The sequence below is a fragment of the Acinetobacter sp. YH12098 genome (assembly GCF_013419235.1).
Lineage (GTDB): Bacteria > Pseudomonadota > Gammaproteobacteria > Pseudomonadales > Moraxellaceae > Acinetobacter > Acinetobacter amyesii.
Genome location: NZ_VPAO01000009.1, coordinates 1 through 19567 on the forward strand (window position 1 = coordinate 1; position 19567 = coordinate 19567).

15 protein-coding genes, 3 tRNA genes and 2 pseudogenes are annotated in these 19567 nt (G+C 46.4%); 10 read left to right on the top strand and 10 right to left on the bottom strand.

The window, feature by feature from the left end:
* Positions 1–15 precede the first annotated feature (15 nt).
* Positions 16–6732 carry an Ig-like domain-containing protein gene (locus FTU38_RS03740; protein ID WP_373686430.1) on the top strand — a complete coding sequence of 2239 codons (6717 nt, stop codon included), beginning with the start codon at positions 16–18 and terminating at the stop codon, positions 6730–6732.
* A gap of 282 nt (positions 6733–7014) precedes the next feature.
* Here the strand turns inward: FTU38_RS03740 and FTU38_RS03745 are convergent.
* The 6 genes and pseudogenes from FTU38_RS03745 to FTU38_RS03770 form a co-directional block, all read right to left on the bottom strand.
* Positions 7015–7686: pseudogene (locus tag FTU38_RS03745) on the bottom strand (cysteine desulfurase family protein).
* Positions 7687–8029: 343 nt separating this feature from the next.
* Positions 8030–8776, bottom strand: a complete 747-nt coding sequence (locus FTU38_RS03750; RefSeq protein ID WP_180053790.1) for an ATP-binding protein — start codon at positions 8774–8776, stop codon at positions 8030–8032.
* Between the two features lie 10 nt (positions 8777–8786).
* On the bottom strand, positions 8787–9365 hold the full coding sequence (locus tag FTU38_RS03755; protein ID WP_180110616.1) for a DUF1376 domain-containing protein: 579 nt from the start codon (positions 9363–9365) through the stop codon (positions 8787–8789).
* A gap of 67 nt (positions 9366–9432) precedes the next feature.
* Complete coding sequence (locus FTU38_RS03760) at positions 9433–9681, bottom strand: hypothetical protein (protein ID WP_180053788.1); 249 nt, start codon at positions 9679–9681, stop codon at positions 9433–9435.
* On the bottom strand, positions 9674–10855 hold the full coding sequence (locus tag FTU38_RS03765) for an Arm DNA-binding domain-containing protein (RefSeq protein ID WP_180110600.1): 1182 nt from the start codon (positions 10853–10855) through the stop codon (positions 9674–9676). The genes FTU38_RS03760 and FTU38_RS03765 overlap by 8 nt, the downstream gene beginning before the upstream one ends.
* Positions 10856–10874: 19 nt before the next feature.
* Entirely contained in the window at positions 10875–11084 is a 210-nt protein-coding gene (locus tag FTU38_RS03770; RefSeq protein ID WP_180110601.1) for a hypothetical protein, read from the bottom strand.
* Between the two features lie 111 nt (positions 11085–11195).
* On the opposite strand from FTU38_RS03770, the gene FTU38_RS03775 reads away from it, so the two are divergent.
* Positions 11196–11423 carry a helix-turn-helix transcriptional regulator gene (locus tag FTU38_RS03775; RefSeq protein ID WP_180110602.1) on the top strand — a complete coding sequence of 76 codons (228 nt, stop codon included), beginning with the start codon at positions 11196–11198 and terminating at the stop codon, positions 11421–11423.
* 473 nt (positions 11424–11896) lie between these two features.
* Here the strand turns inward: FTU38_RS03775 and FTU38_RS03780 are convergent.
* The 3 genes from FTU38_RS03780 to FTU38_RS03790 all read right to left on the bottom strand — a co-directional run bounded on the left by FTU38_RS03780 (position 11897) and on the right by FTU38_RS03790 (position 12214).
* A tRNA-Gly gene (locus tag FTU38_RS03780) sits at positions 11897–11972 on the bottom strand.
* Between the two features lie 46 nt (positions 11973–12018).
* Positions 12019–12094: transfer RNA gene (locus FTU38_RS03785), tRNA-Gly, on the bottom strand.
* A 47-nt stretch (positions 12095–12141) separates the two neighbouring features.
* Positions 12142–12214: transfer RNA gene (locus FTU38_RS03790), tRNA-Gly, on the bottom strand.
* Between the two features lie 242 nt (positions 12215–12456).
* Here FTU38_RS03790 and FTU38_RS03795 point away from each other — a divergent pair.
* From FTU38_RS03795 to FTU38_RS03815, 5 genes are all read left to right on the top strand, one after another.
* Entirely contained in the window at positions 12457–12768 is a 312-nt protein-coding gene (locus FTU38_RS03795) for a BolA family transcriptional regulator (protein ID WP_180110617.1), read from the top strand.
* Positions 12769–12776: 8 nt separating this feature from the next.
* Positions 12777–13169: a SirB2 family protein gene (locus FTU38_RS03800; protein ID WP_168378832.1), complete on the top strand. Its 393-nt coding sequence runs from the start codon at positions 12777–12779 to the stop codon at positions 13167–13169.
* Between the two features lie 63 nt (positions 13170–13232).
* Complete coding sequence (locus tag FTU38_RS03805; RefSeq protein ID WP_180003554.1) at positions 13233–14069, top strand: ParA family protein; 837 nt, start codon at positions 13233–13235, stop codon at positions 14067–14069.
* Between the two features lie 13 nt (positions 14070–14082).
* Positions 14083–14487, top strand: a complete 405-nt coding sequence (locus FTU38_RS03810) for a hypothetical protein (RefSeq protein ID WP_180003552.1) — start codon at positions 14083–14085, stop codon at positions 14485–14487.
* Between the two features lie 307 nt (positions 14488–14794).
* Positions 14795–15388: a LysE family translocator gene (locus FTU38_RS03815; protein WP_168378830.1), complete on the top strand. Its 594-nt coding sequence runs from the start codon at positions 14795–14797 to the stop codon at positions 15386–15388.
* A 19-nt stretch (positions 15389–15407) separates the two neighbouring features.
* On the opposite strand, the gene FTU38_RS03820 is transcribed toward FTU38_RS03815, so the two are convergent.
* Positions 15408–16034, bottom strand: a complete 627-nt coding sequence (locus FTU38_RS03820; protein WP_180003550.1) for a DedA family protein — start codon at positions 16032–16034, stop codon at positions 15408–15410.
* A 194-nt stretch (positions 16035–16228) separates the two neighbouring features.
* Between FTU38_RS03820 and FTU38_RS03825 the strand changes: the two genes are divergently transcribed.
* From FTU38_RS03825 to FTU38_RS03835, 3 genes and pseudogenes are all read left to right on the top strand, one after another.
* Positions 16229–16651, top strand: coding sequence for a DoxX family protein (locus tag FTU38_RS03825; protein ID WP_180003548.1), 423 nt, complete (start codon positions 16229–16231; stop codon positions 16649–16651).
* Positions 16652–16863: 212 nt separating this feature from the next.
* Positions 16864–18432 carry a glutamine-hydrolyzing GMP synthase gene (gene guaA / locus FTU38_RS03830; RefSeq protein ID WP_180110603.1) on the top strand — a complete coding sequence of 523 codons (1569 nt, stop codon included), beginning with the start codon at positions 16864–16866 and terminating at the stop codon, positions 18430–18432.
* 161 nt (positions 18433–18593) lie between these two features.
* Positions 18594–19529, top strand: a pseudogene (locus FTU38_RS03835) (restriction endonuclease).
* Positions 19530–19567: the final 38 nt, after the last annotated feature.

Genomic DNA, 19567 nt, shown 5'->3' on the forward strand with positions numbered 1-19567 from the left:
GCAGGCAGTGTGGTGGTGCATGATGTGGCAGGCAACCCTGCGACAGTGACAGCTGATAAAGTCTATAGCGTTGACACCACAGCACCGACAGCGACGCTTAGCATTGATGCGGTTACAGCGGACAACGTTGTGAATGCTGCGGAAGCAGGAAAAACTGTGACGTTGACTGGTAACGTGACCGGTGAATTTACTGAGGGCGATATCGTCACTCTGACCATCAACAATCAACAGTACACTGCTGAAGTTCAAGCAAACGGTAGTTGGAGTGTTGATGTAGCAGGTAGTGATTTGCTGGCTGATGGCGACCAATCAATCGCAGGCAGTGTGGTGGTGCATGATGTGGCAGGCAACCCTGCGACAGTGACAGCTGATAAAGTCTATAGCGTTGACACCACAGCACCGACAGCGACGCTTAGCATTGATGCGGTTACAGCGGACAACGTAATCAATAAGTCCGAATCCGAGCGCGACAACGTGCCGGTGACGGGTACGGTGGGGGGCGATGCGAAGGTGGAGGATATCGTCACCCTGACCGTCAATGGCAAAACCTTCACCGGCGAGGTCTACGACGACGAAGGCACGCTGCGCTTCAGCATCAATGTGCCGGGGGCTGATCTGGCGGCTGGTACGTCCATCTCCGCCAGCGTCACCACTCATGATGACGCTGGCAATGCGGGCACGGCCGATACCAACCGCACCTACTCGGTGGACATTGAAGCCACGATCACCATCACCGGCCCGCTGGCCGTTGACGATGTGATCAACGCGCTGGAATCGGACGAGAGTCTGACCATCACCGGCACGACCACGGGCGTGGAAGCAAACCAGCCGGTGGAGGTGGTCGTGGGCGGCAAGATCCACTACGCAACGGTGGGTACTGATGGCAACTGGACCGTGACGGTGCCTGCGGACAACGTGGGTGACCTGGCCGATGGCCCGTTGACGGTCACGGCAACGGTAAGCGACGAGGCCGGCAACGTAGCCTCGGACAACCATGCGGTCACGGTCGATACCGTGCAGCCAGGCGTGACGGTGACTATCACCGACGCGGTGTTGAACATCGCCGATCCCAGCAGCGACCTGACCATCGTCTTCAGCGAAGTGCCGCACAGTGCCACGGGCGTCGCGTTGACATCCGAGCAGGTCAAGGCTCTGCTGAACTTGCCGGCGGGCGTGAGCGTGGGTGATCTGACCACCAGCAATGGCGGCCTGACCTGGACCGGCACTCTCACCGCCGACAGCGTTGTCAATGCGACTGACCTGACGGTAACGGTGCCGGCCAACAGCTACTACGACCAGGCGGGCAATGCCGGTACAGGCAACAGCGACAGCGTGACCGTCGATACCACTGCGCCGACCATCGACCAGGCTGCAATCGGCGACGGCAACCTGTCGCGCGATGAGGCGACCAACATCACCCTCAGCGGCACCACCACCGGTGTCGAGGCGGATCAGACCGTCACCGTGACCGTGACCGATGGGAACGGTGCCACCGTCGTGGTCACCGCCACCGTCGGTACCGATGGTAGTTACAGCACCACCGCCGACCTCACCGGTCTGGCCGATGGCCCGATCACCGTGTTGGCCGAAGTCACCGACAAGGCGGGTAACCCGGCCAATGACAGCGAGGGGGCCACCCTCGACCTGACCGCGCCGACCATCACCATCACCACGGTGGCGAGCGGCGATGACATCGTGCAGTGGGGCGAGAAGACTGGCAGCGGCATCACCGTCGCCGGTACGGTCACTGGCGTGGCCGAAGGCACTACCGTCACCGTGATCTTCAACGATGTGGATGGCAGCCCGATCGTCGTCACCGGCACGGTCGCTGCAGGCGGCACCTGGACGGCTCCGGTCACCCAAGCACAAGCTGCTTTGTTGAAGGACGGCAGCGCCAGCGCCACCGTCAGCGATGCCGCTGGCAACAGCGCGAACACCAGCCACACCTACACCGTCGCTGCGCCGCCACCGCCGGTCATCACTGGTTATGGCGACAACATCGACAGCGTGCAGAGCACCACGGTCGTCCCCGGCGCACCAACGCCTGCCACCACCATTGCTGGGCAGGTGCTGGGCGATTGGCACCAGCCGCAGGGCTTCACGCCTGTCAGCAATGAAGCTGGCGAACACGGCGTGTTCAGTATCGATGCAAACGGCCACTGGAGCTACCAGCTCAACACGGGTATCGAAGCCGAGTTGACCGCTTCGGCAGGTCCGTTGATGGACTACTTCACCGTTACGGGCGCAGACGGCAAGAACTATCAGGTCCAGGTTTCCACCCACGATGCGCAGGTGGAGGTCACCACCGTACTGCTGAAAAACATCGGTTCGGTCGGCAACAGCTACATCGATGACGGCCAGCTTGATGGCGTGGCCGCTGGCCAGACGATCGACTCCGGCAGCGTCACCGTCAACGGCGCGCCGGTTGCGATCGGCGAGGCCATTCGCGTGGCAGCCGGTGAAATCACCATCCACGCCGATGGCAGCTACACCCTGGAGCCGTACAGCAACAACACCGACATCGTGGTGGAATACACCGTCGGTGGTATGTCGCAGAGCCAGATCATCACCACCGCCGCCAATACCGTGAACTACAGCAATGACGTGCTTGGGGACATCACTGGCACGGTGGATCCGGCGCTGGTCAATGAGAATGGTGAGGTCACCTTGCGTCTGTACGCCAACAAGTTCACCACTTCAGATGAGATACAGGGCGTGCCTGGCTTCCCTAATGGTGCTGACGTGACCGTAACGGTGGACCCGAACACTGGCGCATGGACCATCAGTGCGGATCAGTTCCACGACGTGCTACAAACCATCTGGGCCGCTGGCCACCTTCGCAACGACAACATCTACCTACAGGTGAAGGCGGTCGACCCAGTGACTGGCAAGGCCAGCGAGGCCTCGCAGAAATACACCTTCGTCACCGATACCGTCGCGCCGGAAGCCACCAGCGTGGATTACGTCGAAGGTCAGAACGAAGTCACGGCACTGGTATCGGAATACGCTGGTCCGTTCGGTGATCAACAAGGCGCCAATACTGGTAACTTTGTGACCGTCACTTATAACGGCAACGTGGTTGGTACGGGTACGGTGGGCGACCGGATTGCCGGTACCGATTACCTGTCGATCAAGGTGGATCTGAATTCTAGCGGGCTGGGTCTAGCGGACGGTGAAACGTTCGACAGGTCGAAGCTCAAGGTTCACATCACCGACAGTGCAGGCAATATCGGCATCAGCAATGACCTTGTCATTGACCCAGAGGACTTGCTTGATCTGCCACCGGTCATGGTGACGGGCTATGGAGATGCCGTTTCTGGAGGCATACACAACGCCGATGTGATCAACGGCGGTGTGACCAACGACAACAAGGGCACAATTAAGGGCAGCATCACACTGGAGGAAGGGCATTCAGTTACCCACATCCTGGTGTACCTATACAACCTGTCCAACCCAATTATGATCAGCACTACGGCGGACGGCACTCCGCTCGCCGAGGCCACAGGTACGGTGACCTGGGAAGTACCGCCTGAGCGTCTGGGCCCGCCGATCACCACCACTGGCTCCCTAGCCGATGGCGCCGTCACGGTGACGGCGCGTGCCTACAACGATGCCACCGGCCTGCGTGGAGAGGTCTCCAGCAACTTCACTATGACCGTGGATACCGCAGCGCCTACCGTGGATGTCGAGATCGACGCGGTCAAGCTGCTGGCTGGCCAGACTACCGATCTGAGCATCAAGTTTAGCGAAGTACCGTACAACGATGCCACCGGCACCGCACTGACGGCCGAGCAGGTCAAGGCATTGCTGAACTTGCCGACGGGCGTGAGCGTGGGTGATCTGACCACCAGCGATGGCGGTCACACCTGGACCGGCACCGTCACCCCGACGTCGGGCATGGCGGATGAAACGCTCACGATCAGCATCGATGCGGGCGGCTACCACGACCGTGCCGGCAATGTCGGTGGCGGCGACAGCGACAGTGTGCGTGTGGATACCCAGGCTCCGATGGTCACTGTCGAAATTGCGGATGGCGATCTGATCGCCGGTGAAACCACCACGGTGACCCTGACCTTCAGCGAAGTGCCGCACAACGCTTCGGGCCAGCCGCTGACGGCGGCGGAAGTCCGTGCATTGTTGGGCAACCCTGCCAATGTCAGCATCGGCAACCTGACCAGCAGCAACGGCGGCCTGACCTGGAGTGGCACCCTCACTCCGAATGCCAACTACGAGGGCAGCGCCACCGTGACCGTGGGCAACGGCAGCTACTACGACAACGCCGGCAACGCCGGTAGTGGCAACGGCGACAATGTGGTGATCGATACCCGGCCGCCGAGCGCCGCCGATGACAGCGGTTCGGTCACCGAAACCAGCAACACCGTGCCGGGCGTTGGCTCGGCCAGCGGCAACGTGCTCAGCAACGACGGCAGTGCAGCCGGCACGGTGACCGGGTTCAAGGTCACCGTGGGCGGTGTCGAGTACACCGCAGCGCCGGGTGGGTCGATCACCACCACCTACGGCACCATCACCATCGGCACGAACGGTGCTTACACCTACACCCTGGACAACGGCCGCCAGGTCACCCAGGCGCTCAACAATAACGATCATCCTGTCGAGGTGATCACCTACACGGTGCGGGATGCGGCGGGCAACACCAACACCGCCAACCTCAACATCACCGTCAACGGCAGCAATGACGCACCGACGATTGCGATCGATACCGCCAGCGAGCAGCCGCCGGTGAGCGGCGGCAATCTGGGCGATGGCCGGTTCTCCTCGGTTGGCACGGCAGGCGACAACAATGCCAGCACCAACACCATGACCTTCAACGTCGGCACTGGTGTGGACCCGTCCACGGTGCGCGCGGTGATTAACCTCGATCGGGTGGACAACACCTTCAGCCTGTTGGTCAACGGCCAGGATATTTTCAGTAACGGAACGGGTTCCACGACCATCTTCCAGCTGGAAAACGAAACCACCACCAGCACGGGGCAGCATGTCGTCACGCTGCGTTTTGCCGATGGCACCTGGCTGGGTGTAGGCAATCCCTGGACTGCCAATAGCAACGGCCTGCCGCGTTTCCAGATCATCATGACCGAGGACGGCGTGCGCTTCTATGCCACCCGCAACATGAACTCCACCGAGTTGGAGGAAATCTTCATCGGTACCCGAAACGGCACGAATTTCGCAACGATCTTCCCGCAAGGGTTGACCAACCCCGGGCTGGGCGTACCGGATTTCGTGCCCGGCGGGAACACGGTGACCGTGGTCAATCCCAATGGCTCGGGCCAGGACCTGATTTCCGGTTATGTGAAGGTCACCACCGGTGGAACCTTCAGCATCAGCGATTGGGACAACGGCCAGGTCCAGTCCGCCGCCATCACTCTGCTGGGCACCCAGACCGGCGACAAGCTGATCACGGTGCTGCCGCTGGGCATCACTGCCAGCGAAACCACCGTCGACGGCAACAAGGTGCTGACTCTGACCGGCCCGGCCTCGCTGGCCGACTTCGAGGATGCCATCCGCTCGGTGATGTTCCAGCCCGGCGCGGCGGGTGGCGAGCGCACCGTGCAGATCCAGTTGACCGATCCGAACGGGGCGCAGTCCAACGTGCTCAGCGGTAGCGTGAGCGCGGGGGCCACGACACTTGCGGCAAGCGGGGATGCAAGCGTGACCGAGTGGACCCAAGCCGGTTTCGAGGTGGCGGGCTACACCAACAACACGGCACTGTTCTTCGCTGGGCAGCCAACCAATGGGTTGCAGGTGGGCGAGACGTTGGATGTGGCGTTGGCGGCATCGACGGGTGTAGGTGCCAGGAACGTGAATGGGATTTTGGACGCCGCAAATACGCGTGGCAATGGCATCGGCGTGACCGGCGGTACAGGCGGTACCGATGCCCGTATCTCCGGCAACGAAAGCCTGGTGATCGATATCGGTTATGACGTTCAGTCCGCACGCCTGACCTTCACCAACTTCACCAATGGAGAAACCGCGCAGTGGTATGCCTATGACGCTGCCGGGGTGTTGGTTGCCAACGGATCGGTGAGTGGATCGGGCAATGGTAATAACAATGGTCAGAACACCACCCGGCGGGCCTTCGACCTCAATGGTATCGACGACGACTTCCGTTACCTGGTCGTGAAGGCGGGCGACGGCAACTTCCTGGTGGATGGACTGGAGGTGCAGGGTTCGACCAACACCTACACCATCGGCGAGTTCGATTACGGCGAATCCGGCATTACCGGCAGGAGTGCATCTGCCGAAAGCTTCGTTGCCGATTCGTTCGATGATGATCTGCTGATAAGCGGTTTCGAGAATGACAGCCTAAATGGCGGTGCAGGAAGTGACATCCTCAATGGTGGTTCAGGTAACGATACCTTGATAGGTGGTTTGGGTTCAGACACAGCGATCTATGTGGTCTTAAATGCTGCCGATGCGACTGCTGGCAATGCTACCGATACATGGAAAGATTTCCATTTTGGTGACACTGCTACGGATAGCGAAGCTGACAAAATTGAGTTTAGCGCAGACTTCTTTACCGGATTGCTAGAGGATCACTCAAATATCGCAGACTATATCTCTGTAACTGAGGATGGCGATAATGTCGTAGTGTCGGTAGATCGTGATGGTTCGGCAACCGCCTATCATTCGACAGAATTACTGGTGCTTGAAAATCAAGCGGGTTTAACTTTGGAGCAGTTATTGGCAAACGGTCAAATCATCATCGGTTAATATCATATTAAGGGTGGCTTTCGAGTCACATACAAAGTACAGGGATGTGGATCATCCCTGTGCTTTGAGTTATTTATCCATTGGAGCGTATAACCTTGTGGTTTAGCACGAGGTTATACGCGACTGGCGTAAGTCATACGACAGGGAATGTCGTATTCAATTTCTTTATTCTTCATTACTTAGAAGTATTACTGTTAAAGGGCTTTGTTGCACAAAGATTTCATAACTATATGATTTTAAAAGTTTTGATTATTTTTTGATCCAAAATTAAATTTATTTAAATCAGATGCTTACATATTTATGCAACAAAGCCTCTCTGATGTATAAAGCTCCAATACCTTTAGGGCCAAAAATTTTATGTGCAGAAAGGGAAAGAAAATCAATATTTAATTCATCCACATCAATTTTACTTTTAGATAAGATTGCGCGGCATCAACATGAAATTTGATATTTTTTTTGAAGCAAGCATCGCCAATTTCTTTGATAGGTTGAATAGATCCTAGTTCATTATTTACATGCATAATGCTAACAAGTACTGTATCTTCACGCATATGTGAAATAATATCTTGTGCTTTTACAATGCCATTTACTTGTGGTGCAATATAAGTGATTTCATAATCAAATTCTTTTTTTAAAAAATTACAAATAGATAAGACACATTTATGTTCGATAGTGCTTGTTATAATATGCTTGCCTTTTTTTGTGTTAGCGAGTAGATAACCTTTAATTGCTAAATTATTTGACTCAGATGCTCCACTCGTAAAAACTATTTCTTTTATATGCTCCAATTGACTCCGCAATTTTTCCACGGGCAATTTCTATTTTATCAGCAGAAGATTGGCCCATTTGATGAACAGAAGAAGGATTTGAGTAATCTTCTTGAAAAGAACGAAACAATTCTGTTTTAACAGAAGGGAGCAACGGGGTCGAAGCAGCAAAGTCTAAATAAACCATCTTCTACATAAATCCACGATTATGTTTTGATAATACATCTGGACGTCTTAGTTTTCAAAAAAAAATCATGGTATACGTCAAATTATGTCGTTGAATCACTTGCGCTTTATTTTAATAGTTTAGCCAGTTGGTATAAATTTTAATAAATGCAACTTAGCAAGCGACCCTGTGAGCTTCAACTTAAAAATGAGAGGACTTCACACCCTCTTCTGGAATTTTTTTCCACATGCTAAAGGCCATTACTTTGGTAACATTACTAACTGAAAAGCCAATTATCTTAGTAAGATAATTGGCTTAATTAGACTTTACTCTTATCCGATTATCCGATTATCCGATTATCCGATTATCCGATTATCCGATTATCCTCCCAATAACATGGCACTACAATCAAATTGTTTTCATGCAACCGCGACCATAATCGGACACCTAAATCCCGCTGTATATTCTGAAGTGTGAAATTGGAAATTAGCAGTGTGGACTTCATATTGTCATAACGGCTATACAGAACTTTATGTACCATCTCCAGACGTTTCTCATGTCGGTCATGTAAGCCATATTCATCAATCACCAATAAATCAAAACTGGAGAAATGTTTGATAACTTCCTTTTCAGAGCGTGAAGCATCTGACCAGGTGTCCATCATTTTTTGAGCAATTTCTGCACTGGTATAGTAGCGTGCAGATTTTGTGCTGTTATGCAGAATGTTGCGAATGATTGACGCACTCAGATGAGTCTTTCCTGTACCCGGTGTACCAATGAGCAGCAGGTTTGGATAATTGTCAGAAATAATCTGCTGTGCAAAAGCCTGACATAGTTTGATGGCATTGTCTTGTGCAGGACATGCAACTACATAATTCTTGAAGCCACGATCCAGGTAGCGTTTGTTGAGCCCTGAGTTTTTGATTTTCTGTTGTAGAAATCGCTGTTGCAGCTCATCTGCATAGGTTGCATGTGAGTGATGGACGGTTTCTTTCGCACATAATTTACAGAGCCTATGACCGGCAATTTCCATCAGGGGTATGTGATGGGTAGGGCAGAGTGTTTCTGTTGTTTCTGCGCGAAACTGGAGCGTTTTAAGCATGGTATTCATGATTATTCTCCTAAATCCATTTTGAATTTTCTAAAAAACTCTCATTTTTTTCTTCAAAATTTGAAGATGAAGATGAAGATGAAGATGAAGATGAAGATGAAGATGAAGATGAAGATGAAGATGAAGATGAAGATGAAGGGCATGGTTCAAGCATGACTTGAGTAATACTCGGGCTATGCTTATGATTTGCTTGAGCATTTACTTTCCGTTGCTTGGCTGATGCTTGAGCATTGCTTGCGGATTTCCCCCAACGTGCTTGAGCTGCATTTTTAGCTTTATCAGATTTCATTTGCTGATTTTGCAATGCCTGGCTTTTTAAACTGGTTAAAAAACTTGAATGAATCTGCTCAGATTCGATTTCAAACAATTCCAGGGCCAACAGCGTATTCAACAAAGTTTTAGCCTTGGTATGTTGCGATAATTTTGTGATGCTACATACTGTCGCTAGGTCATGAGGAATAGCACCATTTTTCCAGAAATCCATCATTAACAGCAGTGCTGCACCAATTTGTTCTGCTGTCATTCGTGCAAATTTCGCCTGTAAGTCGCCAATATAGAGTGGCATCCAAATTGAAATATCTTTATGCATGTGTCCACCTTTCTTATAGGTATAGAGAGCTAAGGTCATCAATTAGATGACCTTGTTATTTATTTGATCAGGAAGCTAAGCTCATTAACCGGAGACGAGCCTGTTGGGCCAGGTCATCGTAATGGGCTTCCCCTTCATCCAGCATTCGCTGTAACCAGAGTCTCAATGCTTGGTGATCATCGAAGCATTTATTGATTTCCAGCAAAAAGGCCAGATTATGCAGTTTGGGAATGTGTAGCTCATGGATTAATTCACGAGCGACTATATCTGCTTCAGGGCTGACGACCACACCACCAAAGAAAGCTTTACTATTCATGTGCAAGCTCCTCTGTATTTAGTTTTTCCAGCATGGCTTCAAATGCACTGCCATCGCGGCGCGTAACATTGGGGATGTAACGGCTATAGACCCGAAACAGCATTTCAGTGGTTGAATGTCCCAGCTGGCGTGCGATCCATTCCGGATTCTCGCCTGCCGACAACCAGAGTGTTGCTGCGGTATGGCGTGTTTGATAAGCACGACGGGGCTTTAGCCCTAAAAAGCGTAGTAGGGGATGCCAAACACGTTTATTCACCAGACGATAATCGAGAGGTCCACCATCACGATTGCAGAAAACAAACTCTGATTTACCATTATTTAAGCTTTTCTGTTGTAAAAAGGCTTGATAAACCCGATCATTCATTTGGATCGTGCGGTCAGAACCATAAGTTTTGGTTCCGCCAAGAACACCATTTACTAGCGCTTCTCTAATGTGGATTTCACGACGTTGTAAGTCGATATTTTTCCATTGAAGACCATCGATTTCACTGGTACGCATACCTGTGAAAAAGCGAATGGTGTAATAAGGTTTGAAGTCTTCACGTACCGTGGTGATAATTTTATGTACCTCCTCCAGAGAAAAAGGTGTGACTTCAATCTTACTTTCTTTCAGATTGTTAATATTTTTATAAGGCGACTCAAACTCATATCGTTCAGCCGCATCATTGAGTATCATACGTAAAGGCGTCATGATTTGATTAATCCTCGATGCTTTCAGACTTGTTTGATCATTTCCGTGTGTCACTTTGGCGAGAGAGGCACGGAAGTTCAGCAGGTCTGATTTCTTAATTTTTGTCATTACCTGATTCCCAAAAGCAGGAATCAAATATTTTTTCATGACAATTTGAATTTTTTCCTGATAGGAACTTCTCCATTCAACTTGTTTTTGCTTAAACCAAATGTGCACAAAATCTTTGAATAGAGGAACATTGGTTTGGACAGCAATTTGTTGGCTTCTTTTTTCTTTAAATTCCTCAATGCGTTTACTTCTAGGAAAGTATTTTTCGTATTCGAAAGTTCCTAAAGTGATTTCAGCTTCAAGCTGCTCGAGACGTTTTTTTAAAATGCGGCGATTATAAGCATTGTCTTCAAGACTGGTTGTTTCTCTGCAACGAATGCCCATGTAGCGAAAATCGGCAATTAGTTTGCCACTTCGTTCCCGGATGGTAGCCATTAGTTAAACCTCCTGAAACTTAATGTAGGGCATCCATGCTTAGTCCAGTAAACTTAAGCATTTCAGTTTCAATACGTTCCCAAACAAAAAGAATTTTGCGACCACCAAAAGGGCGGATGTAGTGAACACCTTCAATAAAGACACTGTCCTTTAATTGGTTGCGAATGGTACGAGCATCGTACTGAATTTTTTCAGCCAGTTGTTGGGCTGTGAGATAGGTGTATGACATAATAGAACCTCATGTTTTTACTAGGTAACTAGGAAAAATTATCCCTAAGACGTAAATTATCATATTTTTATGTCTTTGCAAGTACTTTTTATTATTTAACTGGGAAATTTTATGATTAATTCAAACTTGGCAGTTCTATTAGCTGAGCGGAAGCTGAAGGTGGCTGATTTGGTGAGAAGTACAGGGATAAATAAATCTACACTACATAAGCTTTATAACGATGAGTCTGTTCGAATTGATTTTGAAACTATAGATAAGATTTGTACGGCATTAAATATCGAAGTAGGAGATTTATTGATTTTTAAAAAAAATGTTAATAATCAAAATGGTGAAGGTTGATTTGGTCACAAGTGGTCACATTAAAAATGAATTGGTCACAAAATTAGATATAAAATTTGAATGATCGTTCAAATTTTATTTTGATATATTTTGTGAAATATTTTTAATGTCGAATAACATCGGAGAATAAGCTTTTCCGGAAATTTTTTTGGTCACAAATGGTCACATCAGAAAAGCGTTAGTCGTAAATTTAAGAAAAAAAGTTAAATCTATGTGATGAAATCTGAAGCTAATATTAAGCTGTTTGGTTGTAGATAAAATAAAAACAAGCATGTGATTTGGTGGAATATGGTGTCATTTAAGGTGATTTATATAGAGCATGGCACTAAATGGTCACATCTTGGTCACAAACGATATAAGTTATGTTTAGCTTTGCTGCAAGTATAGCTCTTTTAATGAAGAGTTATTTTTAAAAAATATAATAAAATCAACATAAAAAAAGCCCCCATCTTTCGATGAGGGCTTTTTGAATTTGGAGCGGGAAAGGAGACTCGAACTCCCGACCCCAACCTTGGCAAGGTTATGCTCTACCAACTGAGCTATTCCCGCGGAGTCTATCCTGTTTTTTTACTAAAAAACTGAATCGAAAAAAATTTGGAGCGGGAAAGGAGACTCGAACTCCCGACCCCAACCTTGGCAAGGTTATGCTCTACCAACTGAGCTATTCCCGCGGAGTCTATCCAATTTTTTAAATAAAAAACCGAATGAAAAAATTTTGAGCGGGAAAGGAGACTCGAACTCCCGACCCCAACCTTGGCAAGGTTATGCTCTACCAACTGAGCTATTCCCGCATAGCCACGTATAATACATTAAGGATTTTTCAGGTCAATAACTTTATGAAAATCTGTGCATCGTTTGCATAAAATAAAAACAATTTGTTTGAAATTCGGAAGATTTTTGCAGGTCGAAGGCTTCCATTTTGATGAAATCATGCAATTCAGATGGTTTCAGCAAGTTTGCGACACAAGAACTTCAACAAATACAGGCTATACTAAGACCAGTTGAACCTTTTTTTGAATTTGGGAGAGCCGTTTTGAGTTTAGAACAGCAATTAATTGAGCGTCTACAGACATTAGCGCCTACACATCTTGAAGTGGTGAATGAGTCCGCAGGTCATGGAGGTTATTTCCCAGGTAAAGAGTCGCATTTTAAAGCAGTGATCGTGAGTGAGGCATTTGCAGGTTTGCGTTTGGTGCAACGTCATCAAAAAGTCTATGCCGCAGCCGGTGATTTACTTAGTCCGGGGCAAATTCATGCCTTGGCCATTCATGCGTTTTTACTCGAAGAATGGAAAGGTCAAGACACCACTAGCCCTGAATGTGCGCATGCACCTAAGTCATCTTAAGGTGAGCCATGGAAACGCAATTAATCATTAAAATCATTCATATGTGTGGTGTGGCTTTAGGCTGTGCTGCCATTTTCATTCGTGCTTTTACGTTGTTTAAAGGGACGCAGGGCAATTTACCCAATCCGGCAGGGCGGAAGTTTTTTGTTGCTTTGCAACATGGCTCAATGACATTAATTGCCGTGACTGGAATTATCTTATTGTTTATGAAGAACTTTGATGTGCAGCCATGGTTCTATGCCAAAGTTGTGCTGTTTTTGGTGCTGCTGTCTTCTTTATCTAAAGCGTATAAAAAAGATGACAGTATTTTATTGGTTCAGCGCCGTGCGGGCTTATTTATTGCAGCTATTGCACTTATTTTCATCATTACATTGGTTATAATCAAACCAGTTTTTGGATAAATGGCTTATCCACATGGCCGATTTCAAGGCTTGAGTAGAAAAACAAAGATTAGAGGGTTTTGAATGCGTACGCGTGTGGTATTTAACCAAAAAGGTGGTGTGGGGAAATCGAGTATTACGGTCAATTTAGCGGCGATAAGCGCGCACCAAGGTTTAAAAACTTTGGTGATTGACCTCGACCCTCAAGCCAATTCAAGTCAATATTTGTTGGGGGATGATGCGACGTATTCGGCAGATAAGCCTGCACTTGAACCCAATATTGAAAATTATTTTGAAGAAGTCTTGGGGACACAACAAAGTAAAGGTTTGTTGGGAAATGCCATCGGTTCGATTTTGAAAGGTCGTGCCAAAGGTTTGGAAAGCTATGTGCATGCATCACCTTATCCACGCTTAGATGTGATTCCTGCCAGTCCAAATTTAGGCGCGTTGGCACATGCCTTAGAATCTAAGCATAAAATTTACAAACTCCGCGATGCTTTGCAGCAGATGAGCGGTCAATATGATCGAGTGTTTATTGATACACCGCCGGCCTTTAACTTTTTTACCTTATCTGCGTTGATTGCGGCAGATCGCGTGCTGATTCCATTTGACTGCGATGTGTTTTCAAAACGTGCCTTACAGACCCTGATCGAAAATGTGTTAGAAACGCAGGATGATCATAATGATCATTTGGAAATTGAAGGCATTGTGGTCAATCAATTTCAGGCACAGGCGAAGTTGCCGCGCGAAGTTGTACAACAACTCAAAGATGAAGGACTTCCTGTATTGGACAGCATGTTACCGCCTTCGGTGCTGATGAAAGAATCTCATCATAAAAATCAACCTTTAATCCATTTGGCTGCAGATCATAAATTGACGCAAGCCTATCAATCATTGTTCAATGAAATTGAGCAAAAGTAGTATCGAGAAAAGTATGAATGCACTTAAATGTGGTCTAGTTGCTTTCACTGCTGTTGTATTGGGTGCATGTGCAAGTACGCCAAAACCAAGCTATGTTTCACCTACACAGTATCAGTCTTTGAGTTGCCAACAATTGCAAAGCGAATACAACCGAATCCACGACTATATTCAAAATGGTGTAGAAACACCGAAGCGTACAGGCGTTGGTGTGGGTGTAGGCCTTGGTGGTGGCTGGGGCAGCCGTGGAGGTTGGGGCATTGGTCCGAGTATTTCGGTCAATATGGGACAATCTTCAAATACCAAACGTACCGAACTTTCACGCGTTCTAGGTGAGCAAGAAGCGATTGTACAGGCAGCAAAATTTAAAGGTTGTCCGATTATCGTTCGCGTAAATTCGGCTACCGCAGCAAAATCATAAGCGGATCATGAGCTGAGGCTTAGGCCTGTGCTATGAGAAAAGTGTAATAAAATTTGTCAGTAGGCGACGCGTCTACTGGCATTTTTTTTGAGCCAAATAAACTGCACTATTTAGAGCCAATAAAATATTTAAATCTATGAAAAAATTAAATTAAATATTATTGGTGTATTTCAATACTTCCTTCTGATCTTGAATATTCAGCGTGATCACTTTGACTTGTACAAGGATAAAACTGACCTAGCGCGTACTTGTTTTTTTAAATTCATTTCGGCTAAGGTGTGCGCTTTGAAACATTGTCTGGGTATTTATGATTGAGAGTTGGCTTTTTGTATTGGCAATGATTGCGGTGATGATGACGCCGGGACCTAGCAATGCACTAATGGCAAGCTCTGCGCATCAACAAGGCATTGCAAAGACGTGCATGCTGATTCCTGCAGAATTATTGGGCTATTTCTATGCCATAAATTTGTGGGCGTTGATTATTCATTTAAGCGCTCCAGTGTGGCCGAATTTAATTCACTTGCTACATTTTCTCAGTATTGCCTATGTTTTATGGTTGGCTTTTCATTTGTGGAAATCGACGCATTTACACCAGTACAATCAAAAACATCCTTCAATTCAACCACGTGAATTATTCATTTCCTCATTAAAAAATCCGAAAGCCTTGCTTTTTGCTGCAGGTATTTTCCCGATAGAAACTTGGGCAAGCCCATTAAATTTTATTTTGGTTTTCGCTGTATTTAGTGTGGTTTTGTTGCCTGTTGCGTTGTTTTGGATGTCATTTGGACGGACGATTTTGGCGGGTAAGACCCAAAAAATTAAGGCCGATCTTCTGTATAAAGGATCGGCCCTGATGCTGATTTTATGTATGTTTCCTGTGGTTTTACGCTTTTTTGCTTAAAAGCGTTCACCACATCAGTTTACTTTTTTAATTTTGCTCGAATAAAACCAATCACGCCCGGTAAAATACTAATAATAATGATGCCGAAGATCAGATGGGTGAAGTTATCTTTCACGATGGGCATATTGCCAAATAAATAACCCAAAGTGATAAATGAGCCAACCCAACAAATCGCACCAATCATGTTAAAAGTCAGGAAGTACTTATAGTTCATGCTGCCTGCACCTGCGACAAAAGGCGCGAAGGTTCGTGCAAAAGGAATAAAGCGGGCAAAAATAATGGTTTTACCACCGTGTTTTTCAAAGAATTTTTGCGTATTCACCAAATGTTGACGGTTAATGAAGCGTGATTCAATTTCAAAGACACGTGGGCCAATATATTTACCAATATGGTAATTCAGCGTGTCGCCCAAGACCGCAGCGATAAACAGCAAAATCACCAAAACCCACGGATCCATGGCACCTGTTGACGCAGCGAGCGCGCCTGCTGCAAACAGAAGACTGTCACCCGGTAAAAAGGGCATGACGACTAAACCGGTTTCAACAAAAATAATCAGGAACAGAATTGCATAAATCCATACGCCATAATTGGTAATGAACTCGAGTAAATGGTCATCAACATGTAGTATAAAATCAATCAGTTCCATGGGGCTTATATGCGTAAAATAGTGGTCTGATGCTATCAGTCTGGGGCAGTAAAGTCAGTATTAAAACGTAATTAATTATCAGTAAAATCGTTCTATATATGGAATGATGAGTATTATAAAAGCATATTTAAAGAGAATAAGAAACGACCTAATCTAAGCACATCTTTTGAACAGTATTAAGAATAGGTTTCAGTATGCTTAACCCAAATTTGATGGTGAAAAATCTTAGTCAACAGCCTCAAATCAATGCAGTGATCAGTCTCGTTGCACGTATATTAATGGCTTATATTTTTATTGTGGCAGGTTGGGGCAAAATTACGGCTTACACTGCAACCGCAGGTTATATGGAGTCAATGGGTGTACCGGCAGGGCTACTTCCGATCACCATTTTAGTTGAGTTGGGTGGTGGCTTAGCTTTATTGTTTGGTTTTCAAGCACGTTTTGCGGCATTGGGTCTAACCGTATTTAGTTTAATCACTGCATTTTTATTCCATGGTGGTGCTGAAGATGGCATTAACTTTATGAAAAACTTGGCGATGTCTGGCGGCTTATTATTTCTCATGCTGCATGGTGCTGGTAAATTCAGTTTTGATCATTGGATTGAAAAATCAAAATAAAGTTGTCATGAGTCCGAGCATCCATCAAAGCGGCGTTCTGCCGCTTTTTTCATGTCTATCGCTGATTGAAAGCGGATGGGTAAAGTCCTGAAATGTGTTGTAAAAAACACCGTTTGGCTTGGGATTTTTGCCCCTGTCCGAATAGTGTGCGAAAGTCCAAGAAAAATGTTAGAATACGGCGCTTATATTCGTTGCCTGCATAGTTGTTTGCCATGACTACCAATACCCAAATTACTGAAGACCGTATCCTGATTTTGGATTTCGGTTCTCAATATAGTCAGCTTATTGCACGTCGTGTACGTGAAGCTGGTGTTTATTCAGAAATGTACGCATTTGATATGTCTGAAGAAGACATTCGTGCATTTAACCCAAACGGGATCATTCTTTCAGGTGGTCCAGAAAGTGTTCATGAAGAAGGTAGTCCGCGCGCACCACAAGTTGTATTTGAACTTGGTGTACCTGTTTTAGGTATTTGCTATGGTCTACAAACCATGTCAGAACAGCTTGGCGGTAAAGTTGAGCCAGGTACTGTGCATGAATTTGGTTATGCAGAAGTTGATATTAAAGTCCGTGACGCTTTAATTGGTGATCTTGAAGATACCAAAGACCAATTAAGAGTATGGATGAGTCATGGCGATAAAGTGACTCAAATTCCTGAAGGTTTCCAAATCACTGCAAGCACACCAAGCTGCCCAGTGGCGATGGTTTCTGATGAAAAACGTCGTTTCTACGGTATCCAATTCCACCCAGAAGTGACACACACTGCGAAAGGTGCTGAGTTGTTGTCTAACTTCGTACATGGCGTATGTGGTTGCCGTAACTTGTGGAACTCAGAAAACATCATCGATCTTCGCGTAGAACAACTTCGTGAGCAAATTGGTGATCAAAAAGTTCTATTGGGTCTTTCAGGTGGCGTAGATTCATCTGTTGTAGCTGCACTTTTACACCGTGCGATTGGCGACCAATTGACTTGTGTATTCGTAGATAACGGTTTACTTCGTTTGAACGAAGGCGAGCAAGTGATGGACATGTTTGCGAAAAACATGGGTATCCGCGTGATTCGTGCCGATGCTGAAAATCGCTTTTTAACAGCACTTGCTGGTGAAGTTGATCCAGAGAAAAAACGTAAAATCATTGGTCGTGAATTCATTGAAGTGTTTGCTGAAGAAGCACGTAAGCTTGACGGTGTGAACTTCCTTGCTCAAGGTACCATTTACCCAGACGTAATTGAATCTGCGGCAAGCAAACAAGGTAAAGCACACGTGATTAAATCACACCACAACGTGGGTGGTTTACCAGAAGATTTAGCATTCGAATTGGTTGAGCCAATCCGTGATTTGTTCAAAGACGAAGTACGCCGTTTAGGTACAACTCTTGGTCTTCCATTTGAAATGCTTTACCGTCATCCATTCCCAGGCCCAGGTCTAGGTGTACGTATTCTTGGTGAAGTGAAAAAAGAATATGCAGATATCCTTCGTCTAGCAGATGACATCTTCATGCAAGAACTTCGCGCAAGCGGCTGGTATGACAAAACTGCACAAGCATTTGCTGTATTCCAACCTGTGAAATCTGTGGGTGTCGTAGGTGATGGCCGTCGTTATGCATGGGTGATCGCGCTTCGTGCTGTAGAAACTGTGGACTTTATGACTGCACGTTTTGCACATCTTCCATACGACTTAGTAGACAAGATTTCTACACGTATCATGAACGAGATTGCTGAAGTTTCTCGTGTTGTTTATGACGTATCGTCTAAACCACCTGCTACGATTGAATGGGAGTAAAACTGGGGTTTCACGAAGCACTGCTTCGTGCCAGTTTTACGCCAAGAGCTATGCTCGCGGCTATTTAGGGAAACCTAAATATTTCTAATAAAAAAAGGACGCTTCAGTGTCCTTTTTTTATTTATAATTATGAAAAATACTATTTTAAAAGAGCAAGTTAAATGTCATTGCCTACATACGATCAGTTGATGCTTCCATTAATGAAACTTTTAGCAGAACAAAAAGAGGCAATAAAATTAAGTTCTGCCACAAAAATTTTAGCTGAAAGATCTGGGTTATCTGAAGCTGATTTAAATTTAAGGCTATCTAGTGGTACAAAAACAGTATTTTATGATCGTGTTGGCTGGGCGAAAACATATTTGGTTAAAGCAGGTTTGATACAACAACCATCACGTGGTCTTTGCGAATTAAGTACTTTAGGTTGGTCTATTGATTTGTCCAGCTTATCCAATATAACTAATCAGTATTTGATGCAGTTTGAAGGGTTTTCTGATTATAAAATTGGTTCTAACCATAATAAAAATATTCAAAATCTAGTTCTAATAGAAGAGCATGCTACATCTATTCAAACAGAACATTTGACGCCTGCAGAAATAATCGAACAATCATCAAAGGAGCTTAATCAAACAATTAAAGATGAGCTATTAAATAAAATTAAAAGTAATTCACCCAAATTCTTTGAGCAATTAGTTGTCGATTTGTTGGTAATAATGGGTTATGGCGGTTCACATCAAGACGCAGCCCAAGCAATAGGTAAAACCAGTGATGGCGGCATTGACGGTATTATCAGTGAAGATCGTTTAGGTTTAGATAAAATATATATTCAAGCTAAACGTTGGGAAAATACGGTGGGGCGCCCTGACATTCAATAGTTTAAGGGAGCTTTGGCTGATCAAGTGGCGAAAAAGGGCGTATTTATTACTACTTCTTGTTTTAGTAAAGAAGCAATTGAGTCAGCAAAGAAATCAGGCATTGTTTTAATTGATGGTGACAAGCTTACATCTCTCATGATTGAATTTGGCTTGGGTATTCAAATTGAAAGAAGTTTCCATATTTATAAAATAGATCAAGACCGTTTTGATGAAGATAGTTTTTAAATAAACTTAAAGGACGCCTCGGCGTCCTTTTTTATATC

Excerpts from the sequence above, each read along its gene's own strand:
- FTU38_RS03750 (WP_180053790.1), bottom strand. The coding sequence starts at position 8,776 with ATGAATACCATGCTTAAAACGCTCCAGTTTCGCGCAGAAACAACAGAA.
- FTU38_RS03755 (WP_180110616.1), bottom strand. The coding sequence starts at position 9,365 with ATGCATAAAGATATTTCAATTTGGATGCCACTCTATATTGGCGACTTA.
- FTU38_RS03760 (WP_180053788.1), bottom strand. The coding sequence starts at position 9,681 with ATGAATAGTAAAGCTTTCTTTGGTGGTGTGGTCGTCAGCCCTGAAGCA.
- FTU38_RS03765 (WP_180110600.1), bottom strand. The coding sequence starts at position 10,855 with ATGGCTACCATCCGGGAACGAAGTGGCAAACTAATTGCCGATTTTCGC.
- FTU38_RS03770 (WP_180110601.1), bottom strand. The coding sequence starts at position 11,084 with ATGTCATACACCTATCTCACAGCCCAACAACTGGCTGAAAAAATTCAG.
- FTU38_RS03775 (WP_180110602.1), top strand. The coding sequence starts at position 11,196 with ATGATTAATTCAAACTTGGCAGTTCTATTAGCTGAGCGGAAGCTGAAG.
- FTU38_RS03800 (WP_168378832.1), top strand. The coding sequence starts at position 12,777 with ATGGAAACGCAATTAATCATTAAAATCATTCATATGTGTGGTGTGGCT.
- FTU38_RS03805 (WP_180003554.1), top strand. The coding sequence starts at position 13,233 with ATGCGTACGCGTGTGGTATTTAACCAAAAAGGTGGTGTGGGGAAATCG.
- FTU38_RS03810 (WP_180003552.1), top strand. The coding sequence starts at position 14,083 with ATGAATGCACTTAAATGTGGTCTAGTTGCTTTCACTGCTGTTGTATTG.
- FTU38_RS03815 (WP_168378830.1), top strand. The coding sequence starts at position 14,795 with ATGATTGAGAGTTGGCTTTTTGTATTGGCAATGATTGCGGTGATGATG.
- FTU38_RS03820 (WP_180003550.1), bottom strand. The coding sequence starts at position 16,034 with ATGGAACTGATTGATTTTATACTACATGTTGATGACCATTTACTCGAG.
- FTU38_RS03825 (WP_180003548.1), top strand. The coding sequence starts at position 16,229 with ATGCTTAACCCAAATTTGATGGTGAAAAATCTTAGTCAACAGCCTCAA.
- guaA (WP_180110603.1), top strand. The coding sequence starts at position 16,864 with ATGACTACCAATACCCAAATTACTGAAGACCGTATCCTGATTTTGGAT.